This is a genomic window from Rhizorhabdus sp. P4_G6 (assembly GCF_056401045.1).
The window spans coordinates 57,206-76,416 of sequence record NZ_JBFUKC010000002.1; the positions used below are offsets into that span (position 1 = coordinate 57,206).

The 19,211-nt window shown below is 63.4% G+C and carries 29 protein-coding genes; 28 read left to right on the top strand and 1 reads right to left on the bottom strand.

Features of this window, described 5'->3' with window-relative positions; translation table 11 throughout:
• Positions 1-2 precede the first annotated feature (2 nt).
• The 23 genes from rplD (at position 3) to gdhA (ending at position 12,885) form a co-directional block, all read left to right on the top strand.
• Positions 3-629, top strand: coding sequence for a 50S ribosomal protein L4 (gene rplD, locus AC1DPF_RS02490; protein WP_477872068.1), 627 nt, complete (start codon positions 3-5; stop codon positions 627-629).
• Positions 622-936 carry a 50S ribosomal protein L23 gene (locus AC1DPF_RS02495; RefSeq protein ID WP_477872066.1) on the top strand — a complete coding sequence of 105 codons (315 nt, stop codon included), beginning with the start codon at positions 622-624 and terminating at the stop codon, positions 934-936. Before rplD ends, AC1DPF_RS02495 begins: the two co-directional genes overlap by 8 nt.
• Positions 937-940: 4 nt before the next feature.
• The gene (gene rplB / locus AC1DPF_RS02500) at positions 941-1,777 is read left to right on the top strand and encodes a 50S ribosomal protein L2 (protein ID WP_477872064.1); all 837 of its coding nucleotides are present in this window, start codon (positions 941-943) and stop codon (positions 1,775-1,777) included.
• 3 nt (positions 1,778-1,780) lie between these two features.
• Positions 1,781-2,053: a 30S ribosomal protein S19 gene (gene rpsS, locus AC1DPF_RS02505; RefSeq protein ID WP_046194320.1), complete on the top strand. Its 273-nt coding sequence runs from the start codon at positions 1,781-1,783 to the stop codon at positions 2,051-2,053.
• Positions 2,053-2,436, top strand: coding sequence for a 50S ribosomal protein L22 (gene rplV / locus AC1DPF_RS02510; protein ID WP_477872062.1), 384 nt, complete (start codon positions 2,053-2,055; stop codon positions 2,434-2,436). The genes rpsS and rplV overlap by 1 nt, the downstream gene beginning before the upstream one ends.
• A gap of 1 nt (position 2,437) precedes the next feature.
• A complete protein-coding gene (rpsC, locus tag AC1DPF_RS02515) occupies positions 2,438-3,133 on the top strand; it encodes a 30S ribosomal protein S3 (RefSeq protein WP_477872060.1) in 696 nt (231 codons plus the stop codon).
• A 63-nt stretch (positions 3,134-3,196) separates the two neighbouring features.
• Positions 3,197-3,628: a 50S ribosomal protein L16 gene (gene rplP, locus AC1DPF_RS02520; RefSeq protein WP_477872058.1), complete on the top strand. Its 432-nt coding sequence runs from the start codon at positions 3,197-3,199 to the stop codon at positions 3,626-3,628.
• 1 nt (position 3,629) lies between these two features.
• Positions 3,630-3,833, top strand: coding sequence for a 50S ribosomal protein L29 (rpmC, locus tag AC1DPF_RS02525; protein ID WP_477872056.1), 204 nt, complete (start codon positions 3,630-3,632; stop codon positions 3,831-3,833).
• 12 nt (positions 3,834-3,845) lie between these two features.
• Positions 3,846-4,106, top strand: a complete 261-nt coding sequence (rpsQ, locus tag AC1DPF_RS02530) for a 30S ribosomal protein S17 (protein WP_477872054.1) — start codon at positions 3,846-3,848, stop codon at positions 4,104-4,106.
• Between the two features lie 19 nt (positions 4,107-4,125).
• A complete protein-coding gene (gene rplN, locus AC1DPF_RS02535; RefSeq protein ID WP_011952186.1) occupies positions 4,126-4,497 on the top strand; it encodes a 50S ribosomal protein L14 in 372 nt (123 codons plus the stop codon).
• Positions 4,497-4,814 carry a 50S ribosomal protein L24 gene (gene rplX / locus AC1DPF_RS02540; protein WP_477872051.1) on the top strand — a complete coding sequence of 106 codons (318 nt, stop codon included), beginning with the start codon at positions 4,497-4,499 and terminating at the stop codon, positions 4,812-4,814. The genes rplN and rplX overlap by 1 nt, the downstream gene beginning before the upstream one ends.
• Positions 4,807-5,388, top strand: coding sequence for a 50S ribosomal protein L5 (gene rplE / locus AC1DPF_RS02545; protein WP_477872049.1), 582 nt, complete (start codon positions 4,807-4,809; stop codon positions 5,386-5,388). The genes rplX and rplE overlap by 8 nt, the downstream gene beginning before the upstream one ends.
• Before the next feature lie 32 nt (positions 5,389-5,420).
• Positions 5,421-5,726 carry a 30S ribosomal protein S14 gene (rpsN, locus tag AC1DPF_RS02550; RefSeq protein WP_477872047.1) on the top strand — a complete coding sequence of 102 codons (306 nt, stop codon included), beginning with the start codon at positions 5,421-5,423 and terminating at the stop codon, positions 5,724-5,726.
• A gap of 12 nt (positions 5,727-5,738) precedes the next feature.
• Positions 5,739-6,134 (top strand): 30S ribosomal protein S8, encoded by a 396-nt coding sequence (gene rpsH / locus AC1DPF_RS02555; RefSeq protein WP_477872045.1) that lies wholly within the window; start codon positions 5,739-5,741, stop codon positions 6,132-6,134.
• Positions 6,134-6,667, top strand: a complete 534-nt coding sequence (gene rplF, locus AC1DPF_RS02560; protein ID WP_477872043.1) for a 50S ribosomal protein L6 — start codon at positions 6,134-6,136, stop codon at positions 6,665-6,667. The genes rpsH and rplF overlap by 1 nt, the downstream gene beginning before the upstream one ends.
• The gene (rplR, locus tag AC1DPF_RS02565) at positions 6,667-7,023 is read left to right on the top strand and encodes a 50S ribosomal protein L18 (protein ID WP_477872041.1); all 357 of its coding nucleotides are present in this window, start codon (positions 6,667-6,669) and stop codon (positions 7,021-7,023) included. Before rplF ends, rplR begins: the two co-directional genes overlap by 1 nt.
• Complete coding sequence (gene rpsE / locus AC1DPF_RS02570) at positions 7,024-7,755, top strand: 30S ribosomal protein S5 (protein WP_477959560.1); 732 nt, start codon at positions 7,024-7,026, stop codon at positions 7,753-7,755. It abuts the gene before it with no gap.
• Positions 7,756-7,761: 6 nt separating this feature from the next.
• Positions 7,762-7,944 carry a 50S ribosomal protein L30 gene (rpmD, locus tag AC1DPF_RS02575; protein ID WP_340317061.1) on the top strand — a complete coding sequence of 61 codons (183 nt, stop codon included), beginning with the start codon at positions 7,762-7,764 and terminating at the stop codon, positions 7,942-7,944.
• A gap of 115 nt (positions 7,945-8,059) precedes the next feature.
• Positions 8,060-8,614: a 50S ribosomal protein L15 gene (gene rplO, locus AC1DPF_RS02580; protein WP_477872037.1), complete on the top strand. Its 555-nt coding sequence runs from the start codon at positions 8,060-8,062 to the stop codon at positions 8,612-8,614.
• Positions 8,615-8,720: 106 nt separating this feature from the next.
• Positions 8,721-10,088 (top strand): preprotein translocase subunit SecY, encoded by a 1,368-nt coding sequence (gene secY / locus AC1DPF_RS02585; RefSeq protein WP_477959562.1) that lies wholly within the window; start codon positions 8,721-8,723, stop codon positions 10,086-10,088.
• Between the two features lie 31 nt (positions 10,089-10,119).
• On the top strand, positions 10,120-10,767 hold the full coding sequence (locus AC1DPF_RS02590; protein WP_477959564.1) for an adenylate kinase: 648 nt from the start codon (positions 10,120-10,122) through the stop codon (positions 10,765-10,767).
• A gap of 70 nt (positions 10,768-10,837) precedes the next feature.
• Positions 10,838-11,050, top strand: a complete 213-nt coding sequence (locus AC1DPF_RS02595; RefSeq protein ID WP_477872031.1) for a hypothetical protein — start codon at positions 10,838-10,840, stop codon at positions 11,048-11,050.
• A gap of 473 nt (positions 11,051-11,523) precedes the next feature.
• Positions 11,524-12,885: an NADP-specific glutamate dehydrogenase gene (gene gdhA, locus AC1DPF_RS02600; RefSeq protein ID WP_477959566.1), complete on the top strand. Its 1,362-nt coding sequence runs from the start codon at positions 11,524-11,526 to the stop codon at positions 12,883-12,885.
• Positions 12,886-12,921: 36 nt separating this feature from the next.
• Here the strand turns inward: gdhA and AC1DPF_RS02605 are convergent, their stop codons facing one another.
• Positions 12,922-14,055 (bottom strand): acyltransferase family protein, encoded by a 1,134-nt coding sequence (locus AC1DPF_RS02605; RefSeq protein WP_477959568.1) that lies wholly within the window; start codon positions 14,053-14,055, stop codon positions 12,922-12,924.
• 266 nt (positions 14,056-14,321) lie between these two features.
• Here AC1DPF_RS02605 and rpsM point away from each other — a divergent pair, with 266 nt between their 5' ends.
• From rpsM to AC1DPF_RS02630, 5 genes are all read left to right on the top strand, one after another.
• Entirely contained in the window at positions 14,322-14,690 is a 369-nt protein-coding gene (gene rpsM, locus AC1DPF_RS02610) for a 30S ribosomal protein S13 (protein WP_046194300.1), read from the top strand.
• A gap of 60 nt (positions 14,691-14,750) precedes the next feature.
• Entirely contained in the window at positions 14,751-15,140 is a 390-nt protein-coding gene (gene rpsK / locus AC1DPF_RS02615; protein WP_011952170.1) for a 30S ribosomal protein S11, read from the top strand.
• A gap of 86 nt (positions 15,141-15,226) precedes the next feature.
• Positions 15,227-16,288: a DNA-directed RNA polymerase subunit alpha gene (locus AC1DPF_RS02620; protein ID WP_477872024.1), complete on the top strand. Its 1,062-nt coding sequence runs from the start codon at positions 15,227-15,229 to the stop codon at positions 16,286-16,288.
• Between the two features lie 191 nt (positions 16,289-16,479).
• Positions 16,480-16,902 carry a 50S ribosomal protein L17 gene (rplQ, locus tag AC1DPF_RS02625; protein WP_340317069.1) on the top strand — a complete coding sequence of 141 codons (423 nt, stop codon included), beginning with the start codon at positions 16,480-16,482 and terminating at the stop codon, positions 16,900-16,902.
• 87 nt (positions 16,903-16,989) lie between these two features.
• Entirely contained in the window at positions 16,990-19,131 is a 2,142-nt protein-coding gene (locus AC1DPF_RS02630) for a prolyl oligopeptidase family serine peptidase (RefSeq protein ID WP_477959570.1), read from the top strand.
• Positions 19,132-19,211: the final 80 nt, after the last annotated feature.

The window sequence follows — 19,211 nt, forward strand, 5'->3', positions numbered from 1 at the left end:
TCATGAAGGTCAAGGTTCAGACCCTCGACGCCACGGCATCGGGCGACATCGAGCTCAACGACGAGATCTTCGCCGTCGAGCCCCGCGCCGACATCCTCCACCGCGTCGTCACCTGGCAGCTCGAGAAGCGCCGCGGCACTGCCCGCGGAGCTCGCGAGCGGTCGGACGTTGCCCGTTCGGGCAAGAAGTTCGGTCGCCAGAAGGGCGGCGGTACGGCTCGTCACGGCGATCGCCGCGCCCCGATCTTCATCGGCGGCGGCAAGGCGCACGGTCCGCGGGTTCGCGACTTCAACCCGTCGCTGAACAAGAAGGTTCGCGCGCTCGGCCTGAAGATGGCGCTGTCGTCGAAGGCAAAGGACGGCAAGCTGGTCGTGCTCGACACGCTCACCGTCTCGGAGCCCAAGACCAAGCTGCTGCTCGCGCAAATCGGCAAGCTGGGTTTCGGCAACACGACGCTCGTCATCGACGGCGACATGGTCGACAACGGCTTTGCGCTGGCGTCTTCGAATATCCCGAAGCTCAACGTGATGCCGGCCGTCGGTGCGAACGTCTATGACATCCTGAAGCATGAAACGCTGGTGCTGACGCGCGCCGCGGTCGAGAAGCTGGAGGCGCGTTTCAATGGCTAAGAAGCAGGACAGCGTGGTGGACAACCGCCACTATGACGTGGTGCTCAAGCCCCACATCACCGAGAAGTCGACGTTGCTTTCGGAGCATAACGCCGTGGTCTTCCAGGTTGCCGGCGATGCCAGCAAGCCGGAGATCAAGGCTGCGGTCGAGGCCCTGTTCAACGTCAAGGTGACGGGCGTGAACACGATCGTCGCAAAAGGCAAGACGAAGCGCTGGAAGGGCACCCCCTACAAGCGCTCCGACGTGAAGAAGGCGATCGTGACGCTGGCCGAGGGCCAGTCCATCGACGTTACGACGGGAATCTGACGCCATGGCGCTGAAGCATTATAACCCGACGAGCCCGGCCCGCCGCGGCCTGATCCTCGTCGACAAGTCCGCACTGCACAAGGGCAAGCCCGTCAAGGCGCTGACCGAAGGCAAGCGCAAGTCGGGCGGCCGCAACAATATGGGCCATGCGACTGCGCGTGGCATCGCGGGCGGCCACAAGCAGAAGTACCGGATCATCGACTTCAAGCGTCGGAAGTGGGATCAGCCCGCGACCGTCGAGCATCTCGAATATGACCCGAACCGTTCGGCGTTCATCGCGCTGGTGAAGTATGAGGACGGCGAGCTCGCCTACATCATCGCACCGCAGCGGCTGACCACCGGCGACGTCATCGTCGCGGCGAAGAAGACCGACACCAAGCCGGGCAACGCGATGGAAATCGGCCAGGCGCCGGTCGGCACGATCGTCCACAATGTCGAGATGAAGCCTGGCAAGGGCGGTCAGATCGCACGAGCGGCGGGCACTTATGTGCAGATCGTCGGTCGCGACAAGGGCATGGTGATGGTTCGCCTCAACTCGGGCGAGCAGCGCTACATCCGGTCGGATTGCATGTGCACGGTGGGCGCGGTGTCGAACCCCGACAACGCCAACCAGAACCTCGCGAAGGCTGGCCGCAACCGTTGGCTGGGCAAGCGCCCGCTGACCCGCGGCGTTGCCAAGAACCCGGTCGACCATCCGCACGGCGGTGGTGAAGGCCGGACCTCGGGCGGCCGTCACCCGGTCACGCCGTGGGGCAAGCCGACCAAGGGTGCGCGCACGCGTCACAACAAGTCGACCGACAAGTTCATCATCCGTTCGCGCCACGCGAAGAAGAAGAGGTAATCCATGGCCCGTTCCGTCTGGAAAGGTCCGTTCGTCGATCTCCACCTTCTCAGGAAGGCGGAAGGCGCTCAGGACAGTGGCGCGCGCGCTCCGATCAAGACCTGGTCGCGTCGCTCGACCATCTTGCCGCAGTTCGTTGGGCTCACGTTCAACGTCTATAATGGCCGCAAGTTCGTGCCGGTCTCGGTCAACGAGGACATGGTCGGCCACAAGCTGGGTGAGTTCGCGCCGACGCGCTACTTCCCCGGCCATGCCGACAAGAAGGGTAAGCGCTGATGTCGAAGCCCGCATCCCCGCGCAAGGTCGGTGACAAGGAGGCCCTTGCGGTCGCCACCACCGTCCGCGGCAGCCCGCAGAAGCTCAACCTCGTCGCCGCGTTGATCCGCGGCCGCAAGGCCGGCGACGCGCTGAACATCCTCACCTTCTCGAAGAAGGCGATGGCCATCGACGTGCGCAAGGTGCTCGCCTCGGCGATCGCCAATGCCGAGAACAACCACAACCTCGACGTCGATGCGCTCGTCGTGAAGGAAGCTTCGGTCGGCAAGTCGATCGTCATGAAGCGCTTCGCAACGCGTGGCCGCGGCAAGTCGACCCGCATCATCAAGCCGTTCGCGCGTCTTCGTGTCGTCGTGCGCGAGCAGCAGGAAGAGGCTGAATAACATGGGTCAGAAGTCCAACCCCATCGGCATGCGGCTGCAGATCAACCGCACCTGGGACAGCCGCTGGTACGCCGACGGCGCCGATTATGGTCGTTTGCTGCTCGAGGATCTCAAGATCCGCAAGCACATCATGAAGGCGATCCCGCAGGCCGCGATCTCCAAGGTCGTCATCGAGCGTCCTGCCAAGCTGTGCCGGATCTCGGTCTATGCCGCACGCCCCGGCGTGATCATCGGCAAGAAGGGCGCCGACATCGAGAAGCTTCGCCGCACGCTCGGCAAGATGACCTCGTCGGAAGTCTCGCTGAACATCGTCGAGATCCGCAAGCCCGAGATCGACTCGAAGCTCGTGGCCCAGGGCGTCGCCGATCAGCTCGAGCGTCGTATCGCTTTCCGCCGCGCCATGAAGCGTGCGGTTCAGTCGGCGCTGCGTCTCGGTGCCGAGGGCATCAGGATCACCTGCGCGGGCCGCCTCGGCGGCGCGGAGATCGCCCGGACCGAATGGTATCGCGAGGGTCGTGTGCCGCTGCATACGCTGCGCGCCAATGTCGATTATGCCGAAGCCGAAGCCCACACCGCCTATGGCGTGTGCGGGATCAAGGTCTGGATCTTCAAGGGCGAGATTCTCGGCCATGATCCGCTGGCCCAGGACAGGCTGATGATGGAAGCTCAGACGTCGGGGGTCCGGCCGGCGCGATAAGGGATTTTCCCTTATCAGCGTCGCCTGATCGACCGGACAATCGGTGTCAGAAGGCGATAAGAAATGCTGCAACCAAAGCGCACTAAATACCGTAAGGCCCACAAGGGCCGGATCCATGGCAACGCCCCGGGCGGCGCCACGCTGAACTTCGGCGCGTTCGGCCTCAAGGCTCTTGAGCCGGACCGGATCACCGCACGCCAGATCGAGGCGGCCCGCCGCGCGATCACGCGCCACATCAAGCGCCAGGGCCGCTTGTGGATCCGCATCTTCCCGGACGTTCCGGTTTCGTCGAAGCCCGCCGAAGTCCGCATGGGCTCGGGCAAGGGTTCGCCGGAATTCTGGGCCGCGCGGGTCAAGCCCGGCCGCATCCTGTTCGAACTGGACGGCGTGCCCGGCCCGCTTGCCCGCGTCGCCTTCGAGCGTGCGATGGAGAAGCTCCCGATCAAGACCAAGGTGGTCGCCCGCTTCGGCGAGTCCATCTACGAGGACGCATAAGATGGCGAAGATTGCCGATCTCACTGCAAAGACCGACGATCAGCTCTCCCAGGAACTGGGCGAGTTGAAGCGCGAGCAGTTCAACCTGCGCTTCCAGGCTGCGACCAACCAGCTCGAGAAGCCCAGCCGCGTGCGTGAGGTCCGTCGGACCATCGCGCAGATCAAGACCCTGCAGACGCAGCGTAATGCTGCGGCTGCAAAGTAAGGAGCGCCAGCCATGCCGAAGCGCGTGCTGACCGGAACGGTGGTCTCCGACAAGACCGACAAGACCGTCGTGGTGAAGGTCGAACGTCGCGTGAAGCACGCGATGTACGGCAAGATCATCAAGCGGTCGAAGAAGTATCACGCCCACGACGAGACTAACCAGTATCGCGAGGGTGAGACGGTGCGCATCGAAGAGACCGCGCCGATTTCGAAGCTTAAGTCGTGGAAGGTGATCGAGCGGGTTGATACCCACGCGACGCCGAACCACGCCTGATTACGGAAGGGTCTGAACAATGATCCAGATGCAGACGAACCTCGACGTAGCTGACAACAGCGGCGCCAAGAGGGTGCAGTGCATCAAGGTGCTGGGCGGTTCCAAGCGCCGTTTCGCGACCGTGGGCGACGTCATCGTCGTCTCGATCAAGGAAGCGGCGCCGCGCGGCAAGGTCAAGAAGGGTGACGTGCATCGCGCGGTCATCGTGCGCACCGCCAAGGACATTCACCGTCCGGACGGTTCGACGATCCGGTTCGATGGCAATGCCGCCGTCCTGATCAACAAGAACAGCGGTGAGCCGATCGGCACCCGCATCTTCGGCCCGGTTGTCCGCGAGCTCCGCGCCAAGAACCACATGAAGATCATCTCGCTCGCGCCTGAGGTGCTGTAATGTCCTCGCTTAAGATCAAGAAGGGCGACCGCGTCGTCGTCCTGTCCGGCAAGGACAAGGGCAAGACCGGCGAAGTCACCAAGTCCTTTCCGAAGGACGGCAAGGTGATCGTGTCGGGCGTCAATGTCTCGACCCGCCATCGCAAGGCGAGCCAGACCAACCCCCAGGGTGGTCTCGAGCGTGTCGAAGCGCCGATGCATGTCTCGAAGGTCGCGATCGCGACCGCTGACGGCAAGCCGACGCGCGTTCGCTTCGAAGTCCAGGATGGCAAGAAGGTCCGCGTCGCGGTCAAGACCGGGGAGACGATCAATGGCTGATGCCTACATCCCGCGCTTCAAGAAGCTTTATGATGACACCATCATCAAGGCGATGACCGAGAAGTTCGGCTACAAGAATGTCATGGAAGTGCCGAAGATCACCAAAATCGTCCTGAACATGGGCGTTGGTGAGGCTACCCAGGACAAGAAGAAGGTCGAGCAGGCCGCGAACGAAATGACGAAGATCGCGGGCCAGCGGGCGGTGATCACCAAGGCGAAGAAGTCGATCGCGCAGTTCAAGCTGCGCGAGGGCATGCCGATCGGCGCGAAGGTCACCCTCCGCCGCGAGCGCATGTACGAGTTCCTCGACCGCTTCGTTACCGTCGCGCTGCCTCGCGTTCGCGACTTTCGTGGACTGAACCCCAAGTCGTTCGACGGCCGTGGCAACTATGCCACCGGCCTGAAGGAACAGTTGATCTTCCCGGAGATCAGCTATGACTCGGTGGACAAGATCCGCGGCATGGATGTCATCATCGCCACCACGGCGAAGACCGACGATGAAGCGCGCGAGCTGCTGCGTCTGTTCGGCTTCCCCTTCCCGGTGGAAAATCAGGATCAGAAGCAGGCCGCGTAAGCGGTCTGCTCAGAGAAGGAAGAACTTAAGTCATGGCGAAACTGAGTTCGATCAACAAGAACGAGCGTCGCAAGAAGCTGGTCAAGGCTTATGCGGGCAAATATGCGCGTCTCAAGGCGATCGCGGACGACGAAGGCAAGGATGATTCCGAGCGGCTGATCGCCCGGCTGAAGCTGGCTGAAATCCCGCGCAATGCGAATCCGACCCGCGTGCGCAACCGTTGCGAAGTGACGGGCCGTCCCCGCGCTTATTATCGCAAGTTCCGGCTTTGCCGTATTCAGCTGCGTGATCTGGCCAACAAGGGCCTGATCCCCGGCGTTACGAAGTCGAGCTGGTAAGGAAGATAGAAGATGGCTCTGACCGATCCCTTGGGTGATTTGCTCACCCGCATCCGCAATGGGCAGCGCGCCCGCAAGGACAGCGTGACTTCTCCCGCTTCCAAGCTGCGTGCCCGCGTTCTCGACGTGCTTCAGCGCGAAGGCTATATCCGTGGCTATAGCGAGGAAGAGCTCGCCGGTCACAACGGCCTGCGCATCGAGCTGAAATATTTCGAAGGGCAGCCTGCTATTCAGCATGTCGCCCGTGTCTCCAAGCCTGGTCGCCGCGTCTATTCGGGTTCGAAGGACCTGCCGCGCGTTCGCAACGGCCTGGGCATCACCATCGTCTCGACGCCAAAGGGTGTTCTGTCCGACGCGGAAGCGCGTGAGCAGAATGTCGGCGGCGAGGTTCTCGCGGAGGTCTTCTGATGAGCCGCATTGGTAAGAAGCCGGTCCCCGTGCCGGCCGGCGTCACCGCCTCGATCGAAGGCAAGACGCTTTCGGTCAAGGGCCCGAAGGGTGCCCTCACGCTGAGCCTGGCCGACGAGGTCAGCTACGCGATCGAGGAGGGCCATATCCAGGTCCTGCCAGCCAACGAGACCAAGCGCGCCCGGTCCTTCTGGGGCATGCAGCGCACGATGGTGCAGAACCTGGTGACCGGCGTGACGGAGGGCTACACCAAGACCCTTCAGATCACCGGCGTCGGCTATCGCGCCAACGTCCAGGGCAAGAACCTGAAGCTGCAGCTCGGCTACAGCCACGATGTCGACTTCGCGATCCCCGAGGGTATCACGATCGCGACGCCGGATCAGACCACGGTCAATATCTCCGGAATCGACAAGCAGCAGGTCGGCCAGGTCGCCGCCGAAATCCGCCGCTGGCGCAAGCCCGAGCCCTACAAGGGCAAGGGTATCAAATATGCCGGCGAGTATATCTTCCGCAAGGAAGGGAAGAAGAAGTAATGGCCAAGGGTCTTTCTCTTTTCGAGCGCCGCCGTCGGCGCGTTCGTACCGCGCTTCGCTCGAAGGGCGGCATGCGTCCGCGCCTCTCGGTGCATCGTTCGGGCCGTCATATCTACGCTCAGGTCATCGACGACGAGGCCGGCCGCACGGTCGCAGCGGCGTCGACCCTCGACAAGGATGTCAAGGGCAGCACCGGCGCCACCGCGGAAGCGGCGGCAGCGGTCGGCAAGCGTGTCGCCGAGCGTGCCAAGGCGGTCGGGGTCACCCAGGTGGTGTTCGATCGTGGCGGCTTCCTGTTCCATGGTCGCGTCAAGGCGCTGGCCGATGCTGCCCGCGAAGGCGGATTGGAGTTCTAAATGGCTGACGAAACCGAAATCCAGGCAGCAGCCCCAGTGGAAGCCGTACCTGGCGGCGAGCCCCAGGGCGAGCGTCGAGGCCGTGGCGGCCGTGGTCGTGGCGGTGGCGCCGGCGGTGGCAACGATCGTGGCGGCCGTGGCCGTGACGGCAACCGTGGCCGTCGCGACGATCGCAACAAGAACACCGACGATCAGGGCGAAGAGCTGATCGAGAAGCTTGTCCACATCAACCGCGTCTCGAAGACGGTGAAGGGCGGCAAGCGCTTCGGCTTTGCGGCGCTGGTCGTCGTGGGCGACGGCAAGGGTCGTGCGGGCTTCGGCCATGGCAAGGCGCGCGAAGTGCCGGAAGCGATCGCCAAGGCGACCGCGGCGGCCAAGAAGGCGATGGTCCGTGTTCCGTTGCGTGAGGGCCGGACCCTGCATCATGACGGCAAGGGCCATTTCGGCGCCGGCCGCGTGACGGTCCGCACCGCGCCTCCGGGCACCGGCATCATCGCCGGCGGTCCGATGCGCGCGATCTTCGAGAGCCTCGGCGTCCATGACGTCGTGACCAAGTCGGTCGGCACCTCGAACCCGTACAACATGATCCGGGCGACCTTCGAGGCGCTCGGCGAGCAGACTTCGCCAAAGTCGGTTTCGCAACGCCGTGGCAAGAAGATCGCCGACCTGCTGGGTCGTGGTGGTGTTTCGGCTCCGGTTGCCGAGGCCGATGCCGCGGCGATCACGGAGTAAGTGACGATGGCTGACAAGACGATCAAGGTAACGCAGATCGGTTCGCCGATCCGTCGCCCCGACGATCAGCGCGCGACGCTGATCGGCCTCGGTCTCAACAAGATGCACCGGACCCGCGAGCTCCAGGACACGCCGGCCGTGCGTGGCATGATCTCCAAGGTCCAGCATATGGTCAAAATCGAGGATTGATCCTCGATGGTCCTGCCCCTAGGGGGAGGGCCGCGATGAAACGGGGTGGACGGTGAAGGTCGTCCGCCCCTTTCCATCATTTTCAGCGCGAACATAGCGAAAGCGAGTGCACAAAATGAAACTGAACGATCTCCGCGACAATGCAGGCGCCCGCAAGAGCCGGGTGCGCGTCGGACGTGGCATCGGCTCCGGCCTGGGCAAGACCGCCGGGCGCGGCCAGAAGGGCCAGAAGAGCCGCTCCGGCGTCTCCGTCAAGGGCTTCGAAGGCGGCCAGATGCCGCTCCACATGCGGCTCCCGAAGCGCGGCTTCAACAACATCTTCGCCAAGGATTATGCCGAGGTGAACCTCGGCGCGATCCAGAAGCTGGTCGATGCCGGCAAGCTGGAGGCCAGCGGCGTGATCGATCATGCCGTTCTCCAGGCGGCCGGCGTGGCCCGCGGCGGCAAGGACGGCGTGCGCGTGCTCGGCAAGGGCGAGCTGACGGCGAAGCTGTCGTTCAAGGTCGCCGGAATCTCGGCCGGCGCCAAGGCGGCGATCGAGAAGGCCGGCGGTTCGGTCGAGGTGATCGAGGTCGTGGCCGCCGCCGACAAGGCGAAGGCGAAGCATCGCACCGTCCAGAAGGTGCGCGCTGCCGACAAGGAAGCCAAGAAGGCTGCGGCCAAAGCTTGAGCCGCCTCGCATTGGGCTTAGACAAGCCCGACGCGAACACTATATGAGGCGGCGGAGGGGCTGATCGGCTCCCCCGCCGTTTCCATTTCCGGGGTCAGTGAATACTATGGCATCCGCAGCCGAACAAATGGCCGCCAATGTGAATCTGGGCCAGTTCGCCAAGGCGACCGAGCTCAAGAAGCGCCTGTGGTTCACCCTGGGCGCATTGATCGTCTTCCGTCTGCTCAGCCATGTGCCGCTGCCGGGGCTCGATCCGCGCGCGCTGGCATCGCTGTTCGACACCACCAAAGGTGGCGTGCTCGATTTCTTCAACGCCTTCTCGGGCGGCTCGCTGACGCGCATGTCGCTGATCGCGCTCGGCGTGATGCCGTATATCACCGCCTCGATCGTGGTGCAGCTGGCGACCTCGCTGTCGCCGACGCTTGCCGCGATCAAGAAGGAAGGCGAGAGCGGGCGCAAGAAGCTCAACCAATATACCCGCTACGGCACGGTGCTGCTGACCGGCATCCAAGGCTATTTCATAGCCGTGGGCCTTGAAAGCTGGGGTGCCAGCGCCGGGATGGATGCGGTCGTGGTCGATCCCTATCTTTTCCGCGCCACCACCGTGATCTCGTTGATCGGCGGCACCATGTTCCTGATGTGGCTTGGTGAGCAGATCACCAGCCGTGGCATCGGCAACGGCGTTTCGCTGATCATCATGGCCGGTATCGTGTCGCAGCTGCCGACCGCGCTGGCGAACCTGTTTGAAGGCGGCCGCACCGGATCGCTCTCGGCGGTGTTCATCATCGCCGCTGTCGTGGGCGTGGTCGCGCTGGTCGCCGGCATCGTTTTCATGGAGCGCGCCCAGCGCCGTGTGCTGATCCAATATCCCAAACGGCAAACCGCTCGGGGCCATATGCAGGCCGACAAGAGCCACCTGCCGCTCAAGATCAACACCGCCAATGTGATCCCGCCGATCTTCGCCTCGTCACTGCTGCTGATGCCGCTGACGGTGAGCCAGTTCGCCGGCCAGCGCACCGCGGGTGAAAGCATGTGGGGCGATTTCATCATCGCGCTGAACCAGTATCTCCACCACGGCACGCCGCTCTACATGGCTCTCTATGCCGCGGGGATCATCTTCTTCTGCTTCTTCTACACCGCGGTGGTGTTCAACCCGGAAGAGACCGCGGACAACCTGAAGCGCTATGGCGGCTTCATCCCCGGCATCCGGCCGGGCAAGAATACCGCCGACTATCTCGATTATGTTCTGACGCGCATCACCGTGATCGGCGCTGCCTATCTGACCTTCATCTGCCTGGTGCCTGAATATGTCACTTCGCACTACGGTCTGGGCATCGCGCTGGGCGGCACCAGCCTGCTGATCGTGGTCAATGTGACCATCGACACGGTCACGCAGATCCAGAGCCATCTGCTGGCGCATCAATATGGCGACCTTATCAAGAAGGCGAAACTAAAGGGGGGGCAGCGCAGGTGATCTTTCAGAATTTCGCGGGGAGCAAGCGTTCGTGAATATCATCCTGCTGGGACCGCCCGGCGCCGGCAAGGGTACGCAGGCGTCCAAACTCGTCGCCGATCGCGGCATGGTGCAGCTCTCGACCGGCGACATGCTGCGCGCCGCGGTCAAGGCCGGCACCCCGGTCGGCCTCAAGGCCAAGGCTGTCATGGATGCGGGCGAACTCGTCTCGGATGAGATCGTTTCCGGCCTGATCGGCGAGAAGCTGGACAGCATGGCGCCGGCCGAAGGCGCCATCTTCGATGGCTATCCCCGTACCGAGGCGCAGGCCCATTCGCTGGATCAGATTCTCAAAAGCCGCGGCCGCACGCTCGATCATGTGATCGAGCTGGACGTCGATGAGGATGCGCTCGTCGAGCGGATCACCGGCCGCTATACCTGCGCGAGCTGCGGCGAGGGCTATCACGATGCCTTCAAGAAGCCCCTGGTCGCCGGCATCTGCGACAAATGCGGCGGCGCCGAGTTCAAGCGACGCCCGGACGACAACGAAGAAACGGTTCGTACGCGCATGACCGAATATCGGGCAAAGACCGCGCCGATACTGCCGCTCTACGAAGCGCGTGGGCTGGTCCAGCGGGTCGATGGCATGGCCGACATGAATGAAGTGTCGGCCGCAATCGCGGGAATATTGGGCGCCTGACCGACTGTCGGGTCGAGTGTCGTCAAAGTCACTTTGGCTTTGACGTATTTTGGTGCATGTTCCCTGCATAATGGAACAGCAACCGGTTAGGCGGCGTAGACGGAGGCGATCCTCGAAGGCCCGGCGCGAGGGGCTGGCATGGCTGGCTTATGTGATCAGCCTTGCCAGGCGGGCCTATTCCTGGGCAGGGCTCATCGCGATCCTCGCGGTGATATTGACGCTCGGATTGGGCGTGCCCGTGACGGTACTGGATTCGGTGCTGGGCTTCTGGAAGCATTGGTAAGGCGACGGCGCCTATTTTCGACAGCCTGCCTGCCTGCCCGCAAGTCGGCACAACTCTAAGGTCCAGACCCATAACTTATGAGGTCGTGACAAGGGGAAGGAAGGCTCGGGGCAGGCGCAAGCGCAGGCGGATAGCACAGCGCTATCCGACAAGCGCGCAACGCGGCCACGGGCGCTCTTTCCCCTTGCCCTTCGGGTGGCGCGAAAGCGGGCGATCCGCAGCGTCGAACGATCTCGACGTGGCGCCGCCACGCCTTCGGCCGTCCTCCTCGCGTCTCATCCCGCTTTCGCGCCATCACGGCCTCATAAGTTATGGGTCTGGACCATTGTCGCTGCCCGGCGCCGAAGCTGGGTCATGCCATTATTTTTCCACTGAAAGCACTTGCTAGCGTAACGGAATCGCGGGATGCCTCTGGTCACGGACGCCGAGTCTCACGGGGATACGGTCAGCGTCTTAGGAGCAGGGGATAACCAATGGCAGTTTCTGATCATGTCGATCTCGCGTCGTTCGTCGAGGGTGTAAAGAAGCGCAATCCAGGCCAGCCGGAATTCGCGCAGGCCGTGCAGGAAGTCGCCGAGGACATCTTCGACTTCATCGCCGATAAGGAGCAGTATCACAAATACCAGATCCTGCGCCGCATCGCCGAGCCCGACCGCGTCATCAGCTTCCGCGTTTGCTGGGAAGACGATAACGGCAATATCCGCGTGCAGCGTGGCTGGCGCGTCCAGAACAACAATTCCATCGGGCCGTACAAGGGTGGCATCCGCTTCCATCCGTCGGTTACCGAGAGCGTGCTCAAATTTCTCGCCTTCGAGCAGACCTTCAAGAACGCACTGACCGGCTTGCCGATGGGCGGCGGCAAGGGCGGCTCGAACTTCAACCCGAAGGGCAAGAGCGCGAACGAAGTCATGCGCTTCTGCCAGAGTTTCATGAACGAGCTCTATCGCCACATCGGTGCTGACACCGACGTTCCCGCTGGCGACATCGGCGTGGGCGGCCGCGAGATCGGATACATGTTCGGCCAGTATAAGCGCCTCACCAACGAGTTCACCGGCGTTCTCACCGGCAAGGGCCTCGAATATGGCGGCTCACTGATCCGCACCGAGGCCACTGGCTATGGCGCCGTCTACTTCCTGCTCGAAATGCTGAAGACCAAGGGCAAGGACATGGTCGGCCTCAACGCCGTCATCTCGGGTTCGGGCAATGTCGCCACGCATGCGGCCGAGAAGATCAACCAGCTCGGCGGCAAGGTGCTGACCCTGTCGGATTCCGAGGGCTATATCTACGATCCGGACGGCATCTCGCAGGAGAAGGTCAACTGGATCAAGGATCTCAAGAACAAGCGCCGCGGCCGCATCTCGGAATATGTCACTGAGTTCAAGGGCGCCCAGTTCCATGGCAATGGCGCGCGTCCGTGGAGCGTCCCCTGCGACGTGGCGGTGCCTTGCGCAACGCAGAACGAGCTGAACGCCGAAGAAGCCGCAACGCTGGTCAAGAATGGCTGCTTCGCGGTGTCGGAAGGCGCCAACATGCCGACCACGCTGGATGGCACGCACGTCTTCAAGAAGGCCAAGATCCTGTTCGCACCTGGCAAGGCCGCCAATGCCGGCGGCGTCGCGGTATCCGGTCTCGAGATGAGCCAGAACTCGGCCCGCATCTCGTGGAAGGAAGAAGAACTGCAGCGCCTCCTCATCGACATCATGCAGGGCATTCACTCGCGCTGCGTCGAATATGGCGGCTCGGCCGGGTCCGATCATATCGATTATGTGAAGGGCGCCAACATCGCCGGCTTCAAGAAGGTCGCCGACGCGATGCTGGCCTACGGGGTGGTGTGATCGCCCCGATCCCGGACTGAAGGACGAGGCGCCCGCTCAGAAGTGAGCGGGCGCCCTTTCTTTGGCTGCGAGATGCCGGCCGGGGGCTCCGCCGTGCCTTAGGAAGTGACGCTCCACTACCCACCAGCTGGCGACGCCGGCGGAGAGCGCGAGGATCAGCGACAGCAGCACGAACAGCGGGAAGGACAGATCGAGCGTCGCGACCAGCATCTGCTGGATGACGAAGGCATAGAGATAGGTACCGTAGGAAAAATCGCCGTAGCGAGCGGCGCCCGACAGCGCGATGGCGGGGTGAAAGGCGCACCACAGCATGAGGTAGGCGAGAACGGGCGGAGCGAGCAGATGCGCCGCGACGATGCCGATGGCGCCGCGGCCGCCGAAGTGGAAAGCCATGAAGCAGGCGATCACGCCCGTGCCGAGCAGGAGCGTGGAGCGCGGAATGCTGTCACGGTAGAGGTAAGCGATCATGCCCGCGAGGAAATTGGGAAGGATCTGGAACCAGAGATAGGGCCAGCCGATCGCAGCGCGCAGCAGTTCCGGGCCGCCCGGTTTGCGGCCGCTGAGATCGAGCCAGCACCAGGCCACCACAATGGCGGCATAGACCAGTAGCGCTGTCAGGCGCCGCACCGGCAGGGCGAGGATACCCAGCATCAGCACGCCGAGATAGCAGAGGAACTCATATTTGATGCTCCACAGCGAACCGTTGATCGCCGGGATCGGATTGTCGGCGAACAGCGTGGGCAGGGGGAAGCGGTTGGCAAGCACCAGATTCCCCACGATCGTGCGCACGACTTCGCCGATCCCGATCGTAAAACCTGGCGCGAACAGCGGGGTGATCGCGAGGGCACAGATCGTGGTAGCGGCCAGATAGCCGGGGTAGATGCGGCGGACGCGCTTGATCATGAAGGCGCGGTTTGAAGCCGATCGTTCGTAGCTGTGCGCAATCAGGAAGCCGCTGATGATGAAGAACACCCAGACGCCGATCTCGCCGCTGTTGTAGAAGCCGTTGGTGGCGATCGACATCGGTTCGCGGGCCTCGCTGCCGAAGCGGAGCGCATAGCTGTGTGAGAAGACCACCAGCAGCGCCATCGTCAGCCGGATCGCATCGAAATTATTATGTCCGAAACGGCTGCTGTCGGACGGAACGAGCCGCCTGGTCGTCGCGATCACCTGAGCCCCCCATGGATTTCCGATCTCTTCTTGCCCGATTACGCGGCTCAAGCCCATATCCGGCGGATCTTCGTCGGATCGCGGACCTCCGGGTTGACACGACTCGATCACCTGACTAGTGACCCTCGCTCCCTTAACCTTCCAACCGGTACCGCTTCGCGCGCGTGCCGTGTTTGCTGCGTTCTGGGGGGCGGCCCCGGTCCGATGGGGCGAGCGTCGAGATGGAGCGGTCTGCCAGCCGCACCGTGGAGCAGGAGAATAGCACAGTGGCACGTATCGCGGGTGTAAATATCCCGACCAACAAGCGCGTCGAAATCGCGCTTACCTACATTCACGGCATTGGTTCGACCAAGGCCAAGGAAATCACCACCAAGCTGGGCATCGAGCCGCAGCGTCGCGTCCAGGACCTCAGCGATCAGGAAGTTCTCCAGATCCGCGAGGCGATCGACGCGAGCTATACCGTGGAAGGCGATCTTCGCCGCCAGGTGGCGATGAACATCAAGCGCCTGATGGATCTGGCCTGCTATCGCGGCCTGCGTCATCGCAAGGGCCTGCCGGTCCGCGGTCAGCGTACGCATACCAATGCGCGCACCCGCAAGGGCAAGGCCAAGCCGATCGCCGGCAAGAAGAAGTAATGGGCTTGAGCGCCGGGCTTTCGCTCCGGCGCTCGCTCCTTCAGGTAGGAAACGGATAACATGGCACGTGAACCTCAGCGCATTCGCCGCCGCGAGCGCAAGAACATCACCGCCGGCGTCGCGCATGTGAACGCCAGCTTCAACAACACGATGATCACGATCACCGATGCACAGGGCAATGCGATTGCCTGGTCGTCGGCAGGCATGATGGGCTTCAAGGGCAGCCGCAAGTCGACGCCTTACGCAGCCCAGGTCGCCGCCGAAGACGCGGGCAAGAAGGCCGCCGAGCACGGCGTCCGCACGCTCGAGGTCGAGGTGAAGGGTCCCGGATCGGGCCGCGAGTCGGCGCTGCGCGCGCTGCAGGCGGTCGGCTTCCACATCACGTCCATCCGCGACGTGACGCCGATCCCGCATAATGGCGTGCGCCCTTCGAAGCGTCGCCGCGTCTGATCCGGCGCGGAAGGCCGCGTGCCTTCCGCTCTCAACGATTTCCGGCAGGTTGCCTTCCGCGCCTGCCATACCCCAAGGGGAACACAGTGGCTGTCAACGCAAAGAACTGGCAGGAACTCAAGAAGCCGAACGGCCTCGAAAAGAAGTCGGGCGGCGATAGCAAGCGCAAGGCGACCTTCGTCGCCGAGCCGCTCGAGCGGGGTTTCGGCCTGACGCTCGGCAACTCGCTGCGCCGCGTGCTGCTGTCCTCGCTGCAGGGCGCGGCCGTCACCTCGATCAAGATCGAGAACGTGCTTCACGAGTTCTCGTCGCTCGCGGGTGTGCGCGAGGACGTGACCGATATCGTGCTCAACGTGAAGCAGATCGCGCTCAAGATGCAGGGCGAGGGGCCGAAGCGCCTTCAGCTCTCCGCGACGGGCCCCGCCGAAGTCACCGCGGGCATGATCGCGGCCACCGGCGACATCGAGGTGATGAACCCCGATCTGGTGATCTGTCACCTCGACGATGCCGCGACGCTCAACATGGAGCTGACCGCGGATATCGGCAAGGGCTATGTCACCGCCGCGGCGAACCGCCCGGTGGACGCGCCGATCGGCCTGATCCCGGTGGACGCGCTCTATTCGCCGGTCCGCCAGGTTGCCTACAAGGTCGAGAACACCCGCGTCGGGCAGGAGCTCGACTATGACAAGCTCACCCTCACGATCGAGACCGACGGCACCGTGACCCCAGAGGACGCGCTGGCCTATTCGGCGCGCATCCTGCAGGACCAGCTCCAGCTGTTCGTCCACTTCGACGATGGCATGGCGATCTCGCAGCCGACTGCGGGCACCGCCTCGCCGGCAGCCGGCGGAGCGGAGCCGGAAGGCGATGCCAACCAGCTCAATCGTTACCTGCTCAAGAAGGTCGACGAGCTCGAGCTCAGCGTCCGCTCGGCGAACTGCCTMAAGAACGACAACATCATCTACATCGGCGATCTGGTCCAGAAGACCGAAGCCGAGATGCTGCGCACGCCGAACTTCGGCCGCAAGTCGCTCAACGAGATCAAGGAAGTCCTCGCTTCGATGGGGCTGCGCCTGGGCATGGAAATCCCAGGCTGGCCGCCTGAGAATATCGAGGAAATGGCCAAGAAGCTCGAACAGGAATTCTGATGAGGTTGGAGGAGCAATCCTCCCGCCTGTCATCCCGGCGGAAGCCGGGGTCTCCCTTTCTCTTCCGCTAAGGAAGAGAGATTCCAGCTTTCGCTGGAATGACGAGGGAGGAAAGGGAAAGGGCGGCGCCCTAAACGGCCGCCTGGCTTGGGGTACCTCGTACGGCCCTCTGACAAACGAAGGACAAAATCATGCGCCATCGCGTAGGCGGTCGTAAGCTTCAGCGGACCGGATCACATCGTACCGCGCTGTTCCGCAACCAGTCGGCAGCGCTCATCAAGCATGAGCAGATCGTCACGACCCTCGCAAAGGCGAAGGAGCTTCGCCCCTATGTCGAGAAGCTCGTGACGCTCGCCAAGAAGGGCGGCCTGGCCAATCGCCGCCTTGCCCATGCGCGCCTGCTCGACGATACCCAGCTCCGGAAGCTGTTCGACGTGCTGGCCGAGCGCTACGCATCGCGCAACGGTGGCTACACCCGCATCATCAAGGCTGGCATCCGCGCTTCGGACGCAGCCTCTATGGCGATCATCGAGTTCGTCGATCGCGACGTCTCGGCCAAGGGCCAGGATTCGGGCCCGGTCGCCAGCGACGAGGACGTCGCCGAAGCCGCCTGACCGGTTTCGTTACCGACGGCATTGCAAAGAGAGCCGCGGGCGCTACGCTCGCGGCTCTCTTCGTTCGTGCTTGCGAGACACCGCCTGATGCCGCCGATCCAGGTGCGCGCCACCTTCCTTGCCATGTTGACGATGAGCATCACCTTGTCCGCGACCGCCGCCCAGGCTGCTGCCATGACCTATCCCGCGGCGAGGCGCGACGACATCGTCGACATGCAGTTCGGCGAAGCCGTGGCGGACCCCTATCGCTGGCTCGAGAATGACGTGCGCACCGACAAGGCCGTGGCGAGGTGGGTCGATGCCGAGAACAAGCTGACCGACAACTATCTCCGGTCGCTCGGCGGCAGTCGCGATGCAATCAAGGCCCGACTCAAGCTGCTGTGGAACTATGAGCGCTACGGCGTGCCGCGGAAACGGGGCGGGCGCTATTTCTACGCCTATAATAGCGGGCTCCAGAACCAACCGGTGCTGATGGTGCGCGACGGACTGGCTGGGAGCGAGCGTGAACTGCTCGATCCCAACCAATGGGCCAGCGACGGTGCTACCGCGCTCGACGACTGGCGCCCGTCGAACAATGGCGATCTGCTGCTCTATTCGATCCAGGATGGCGGCAGCGACTGGCGAACGCTGCGCGTTCTCGACGTTCTTACCGGCAAGACGCTCGCGGACGAGATCAAGTGGGTGAAGTTCTCGGTGCTCGCCTGGGACGGCGGCGGCAAGGGTTTCTTCTATTCGCGGTTCCCGGAGCCGGAGGATGGCGACGCGTTCCAACAGCTCAACCTGAATCAACAGGTCTATTATCACCTGATCGGCACGCCGCAGTCAGCCGACCGCCTGCTCTATGCGACACCGGCCAGGCCGGAGCTCAACCACCGGGTAGAGACGACCCAGGACGGCCGCTATGCGCTGGTCACGTCGAGCGCCGGCACCGACGAGCGCTACGAACTGACCTTGTTCGATCTAGCTGAGGCCCAGCCCCGGCCGAGGAAGCTCATACGCGGCTTCAGGCACGAATGGGCGCTGGCCGGCAGCATCGGCAGCCAACTCTTCTTCCGCACCAATCTTGCCGCCCCGCGGCAGCGCGTGGTGATGCTCGACGTTTCGCGGCCGCGGCCGAAGGCGGTGGAGATAATCCCCCAAGCGGCGGAGACGCTTGTGGGCGTTTCGCTCGTCGGGAGTCGGTTGATCCTCGCCTATCTCGGCGATGCGAAGACCGAAGCGTTGCTCTATGAATTGAACGGCACGCTGGTCGGCGCCATCAACCTGCCGGATGTCGGCTCCGGCGCGGGCTTCGGCGGGCGGGTCGGCGATCCCGAAACCTTCTTCAGCTTTTCCAGCTTTGCAACGCCTTCGACCATCTATCGGCTCGATACATCGACCAACCGGATGGAGCTCTTCATCCAGCCCAAGCTCGCCTTCGATCCGGCGGACTATGTCGTCGACCAGCGATTTTACGCGTCTAAGGACGGCACGCGCATTCCCATGTTCGTCGCCCGCAGGAAAAGCACGCCGCCGGGCGCACCGGCGCTGCTGTACGGCTATGGCGGCTTCAACGTCGCCGTGACTCCGGCCTTTTCTCCGGCGGTGCTCGGCTGGATGGAGATGGGCGGCGTCTATGCCGTGGCCAATCTTCGGGGCGGCGGCGAATATGGCAAGGCGTGGCATGATGCCGGTCGGCTCGAGGCCAAGCAGAATGTGTTCGACGATTTCATCGCCGCCGGCGAATATCTGATCTCCAGCGGCATCAGCGCCAAGGGGCGGTTGGCGGCCATCGGGCGCTCCAACGGGGGGCTGTTGGTGGGTGCGGTGATCAACCAGCGACCCGACCTCTTCGCCGCGGCCAATCCCGGCGTCGGTGTCATGGACATGCTCCGGTTCAACCGCTTCACCGCTGGCCGATATTGGGTCGACGACTATGGCGATCCGGCCAAGGAGGCGGATTTCAGGGTGTTGCGCCGCTATTCCCCCTATCACAATATCAGGTCAGGCGTCGAGTATCCCGCGGTGATGGTGACGACCGCGGATACCGACGACCGCGTCGTCCCCGGCCACAGCTTCAAATATGGCGCCGCGCTCCAGGCCGCCGACATCGGCTCGCGGCCGCACCTGATCCGCATCGAGACCCGGGCCGGCCATGGCTCGGGGAAGCCCACCGAAAAGGTGATCGAGGAATATGCCGACCTGTGGGCATTCCTCGGCCACTGGACGGGCATGGCGCTGCCGAAATAGGGCATCTGCACACGCATCGGCTGCCCGAGACGCAGGGGATGCCATTCAGCTCACCGCAAGCAACTGGCGGCTAATCGTAG

Excerpts from the sequence above, each read along its gene's own strand:
- rplB (WP_477872064.1), top strand. The coding sequence starts at position 941 with ATGGCGCTGAAGCATTATAACCCGACGAGCCCGGCCCGCCGCGGCCTG.
- AC1DPF_RS02630 (WP_477959570.1), top strand. The coding sequence starts at position 16,990 with ATGCCGCCGATCCAGGTGCGCGCCACCTTCCTTGCCATGTTGACGATG.
- rplV (WP_477872062.1), top strand. The coding sequence starts at position 2,053 with ATGTCGAAGCCCGCATCCCCGCGCAAGGTCGGTGACAAGGAGGCCCTT.
- rplQ (WP_340317069.1), top strand. The coding sequence starts at position 16,480 with ATGCGCCATCGCGTAGGCGGTCGTAAGCTTCAGCGGACCGGATCACAT.
- rpsQ (WP_477872054.1), top strand. The coding sequence starts at position 3,846 with ATGCCGAAGCGCGTGCTGACCGGAACGGTGGTCTCCGACAAGACCGAC.
- rplN (WP_011952186.1), top strand. The coding sequence starts at position 4,126 with ATGATCCAGATGCAGACGAACCTCGACGTAGCTGACAACAGCGGCGCC.
- secY (WP_477959562.1), top strand. The coding sequence starts at position 8,721 with ATGGCATCCGCAGCCGAACAAATGGCCGCCAATGTGAATCTGGGCCAG.
- rplR (WP_477872041.1), top strand. The coding sequence starts at position 6,667 with ATGGCCAAGGGTCTTTCTCTTTTCGAGCGCCGCCGTCGGCGCGTTCGT.
- rpsE (WP_477959560.1), top strand. The coding sequence starts at position 7,024 with ATGGCTGACGAAACCGAAATCCAGGCAGCAGCCCCAGTGGAAGCCGTA.
- rpmD (WP_340317061.1), top strand. The coding sequence starts at position 7,762 with ATGGCTGACAAGACGATCAAGGTAACGCAGATCGGTTCGCCGATCCGT.
- rplE (WP_477872049.1), top strand. The coding sequence starts at position 4,807 with ATGGCTGATGCCTACATCCCGCGCTTCAAGAAGCTTTATGATGACACC.
- rplP (WP_477872058.1), top strand. The coding sequence starts at position 3,197 with ATGCTGCAACCAAAGCGCACTAAATACCGTAAGGCCCACAAGGGCCGG.
- rpsS (WP_046194320.1), top strand. The coding sequence starts at position 1,781 with ATGGCCCGTTCCGTCTGGAAAGGTCCGTTCGTCGATCTCCACCTTCTC.
- rpsC (WP_477872060.1), top strand. The coding sequence starts at position 2,438 with ATGGGTCAGAAGTCCAACCCCATCGGCATGCGGCTGCAGATCAACCGC.
- rpsH (WP_477872045.1), top strand. The coding sequence starts at position 5,739 with ATGGCTCTGACCGATCCCTTGGGTGATTTGCTCACCCGCATCCGCAAT.
- AC1DPF_RS02495 (WP_477872066.1), top strand. The coding sequence starts at position 622 with ATGGCTAAGAAGCAGGACAGCGTGGTGGACAACCGCCACTATGACGTG.
- rplO (WP_477872037.1), top strand. The coding sequence starts at position 8,060 with ATGAAACTGAACGATCTCCGCGACAATGCAGGCGCCCGCAAGAGCCGG.
- rplX (WP_477872051.1), top strand. The coding sequence starts at position 4,497 with ATGTCCTCGCTTAAGATCAAGAAGGGCGACCGCGTCGTCGTCCTGTCC.
- rpsN (WP_477872047.1), top strand. The coding sequence starts at position 5,421 with ATGGCGAAACTGAGTTCGATCAACAAGAACGAGCGTCGCAAGAAGCTG.
- AC1DPF_RS02595 (WP_477872031.1), top strand. The coding sequence starts at position 10,838 with ATGGAACAGCAACCGGTTAGGCGGCGTAGACGGAGGCGATCCTCGAAG.
- rplF (WP_477872043.1), top strand. The coding sequence starts at position 6,134 with ATGAGCCGCATTGGTAAGAAGCCGGTCCCCGTGCCGGCCGGCGTCACC.
- rpmC (WP_477872056.1), top strand. The coding sequence starts at position 3,630 with ATGGCGAAGATTGCCGATCTCACTGCAAAGACCGACGATCAGCTCTCC.
- rpsK (WP_011952170.1), top strand. The coding sequence starts at position 14,751 with ATGGCACGTGAACCTCAGCGCATTCGCCGCCGCGAGCGCAAGAACATC.
- gdhA (WP_477959566.1), top strand. The coding sequence starts at position 11,524 with ATGGCAGTTTCTGATCATGTCGATCTCGCGTCGTTCGTCGAGGGTGTA.
- rplD (WP_477872068.1), top strand. The coding sequence starts at position 3 with ATGAAGGTCAAGGTTCAGACCCTCGACGCCACGGCATCGGGCGACATC.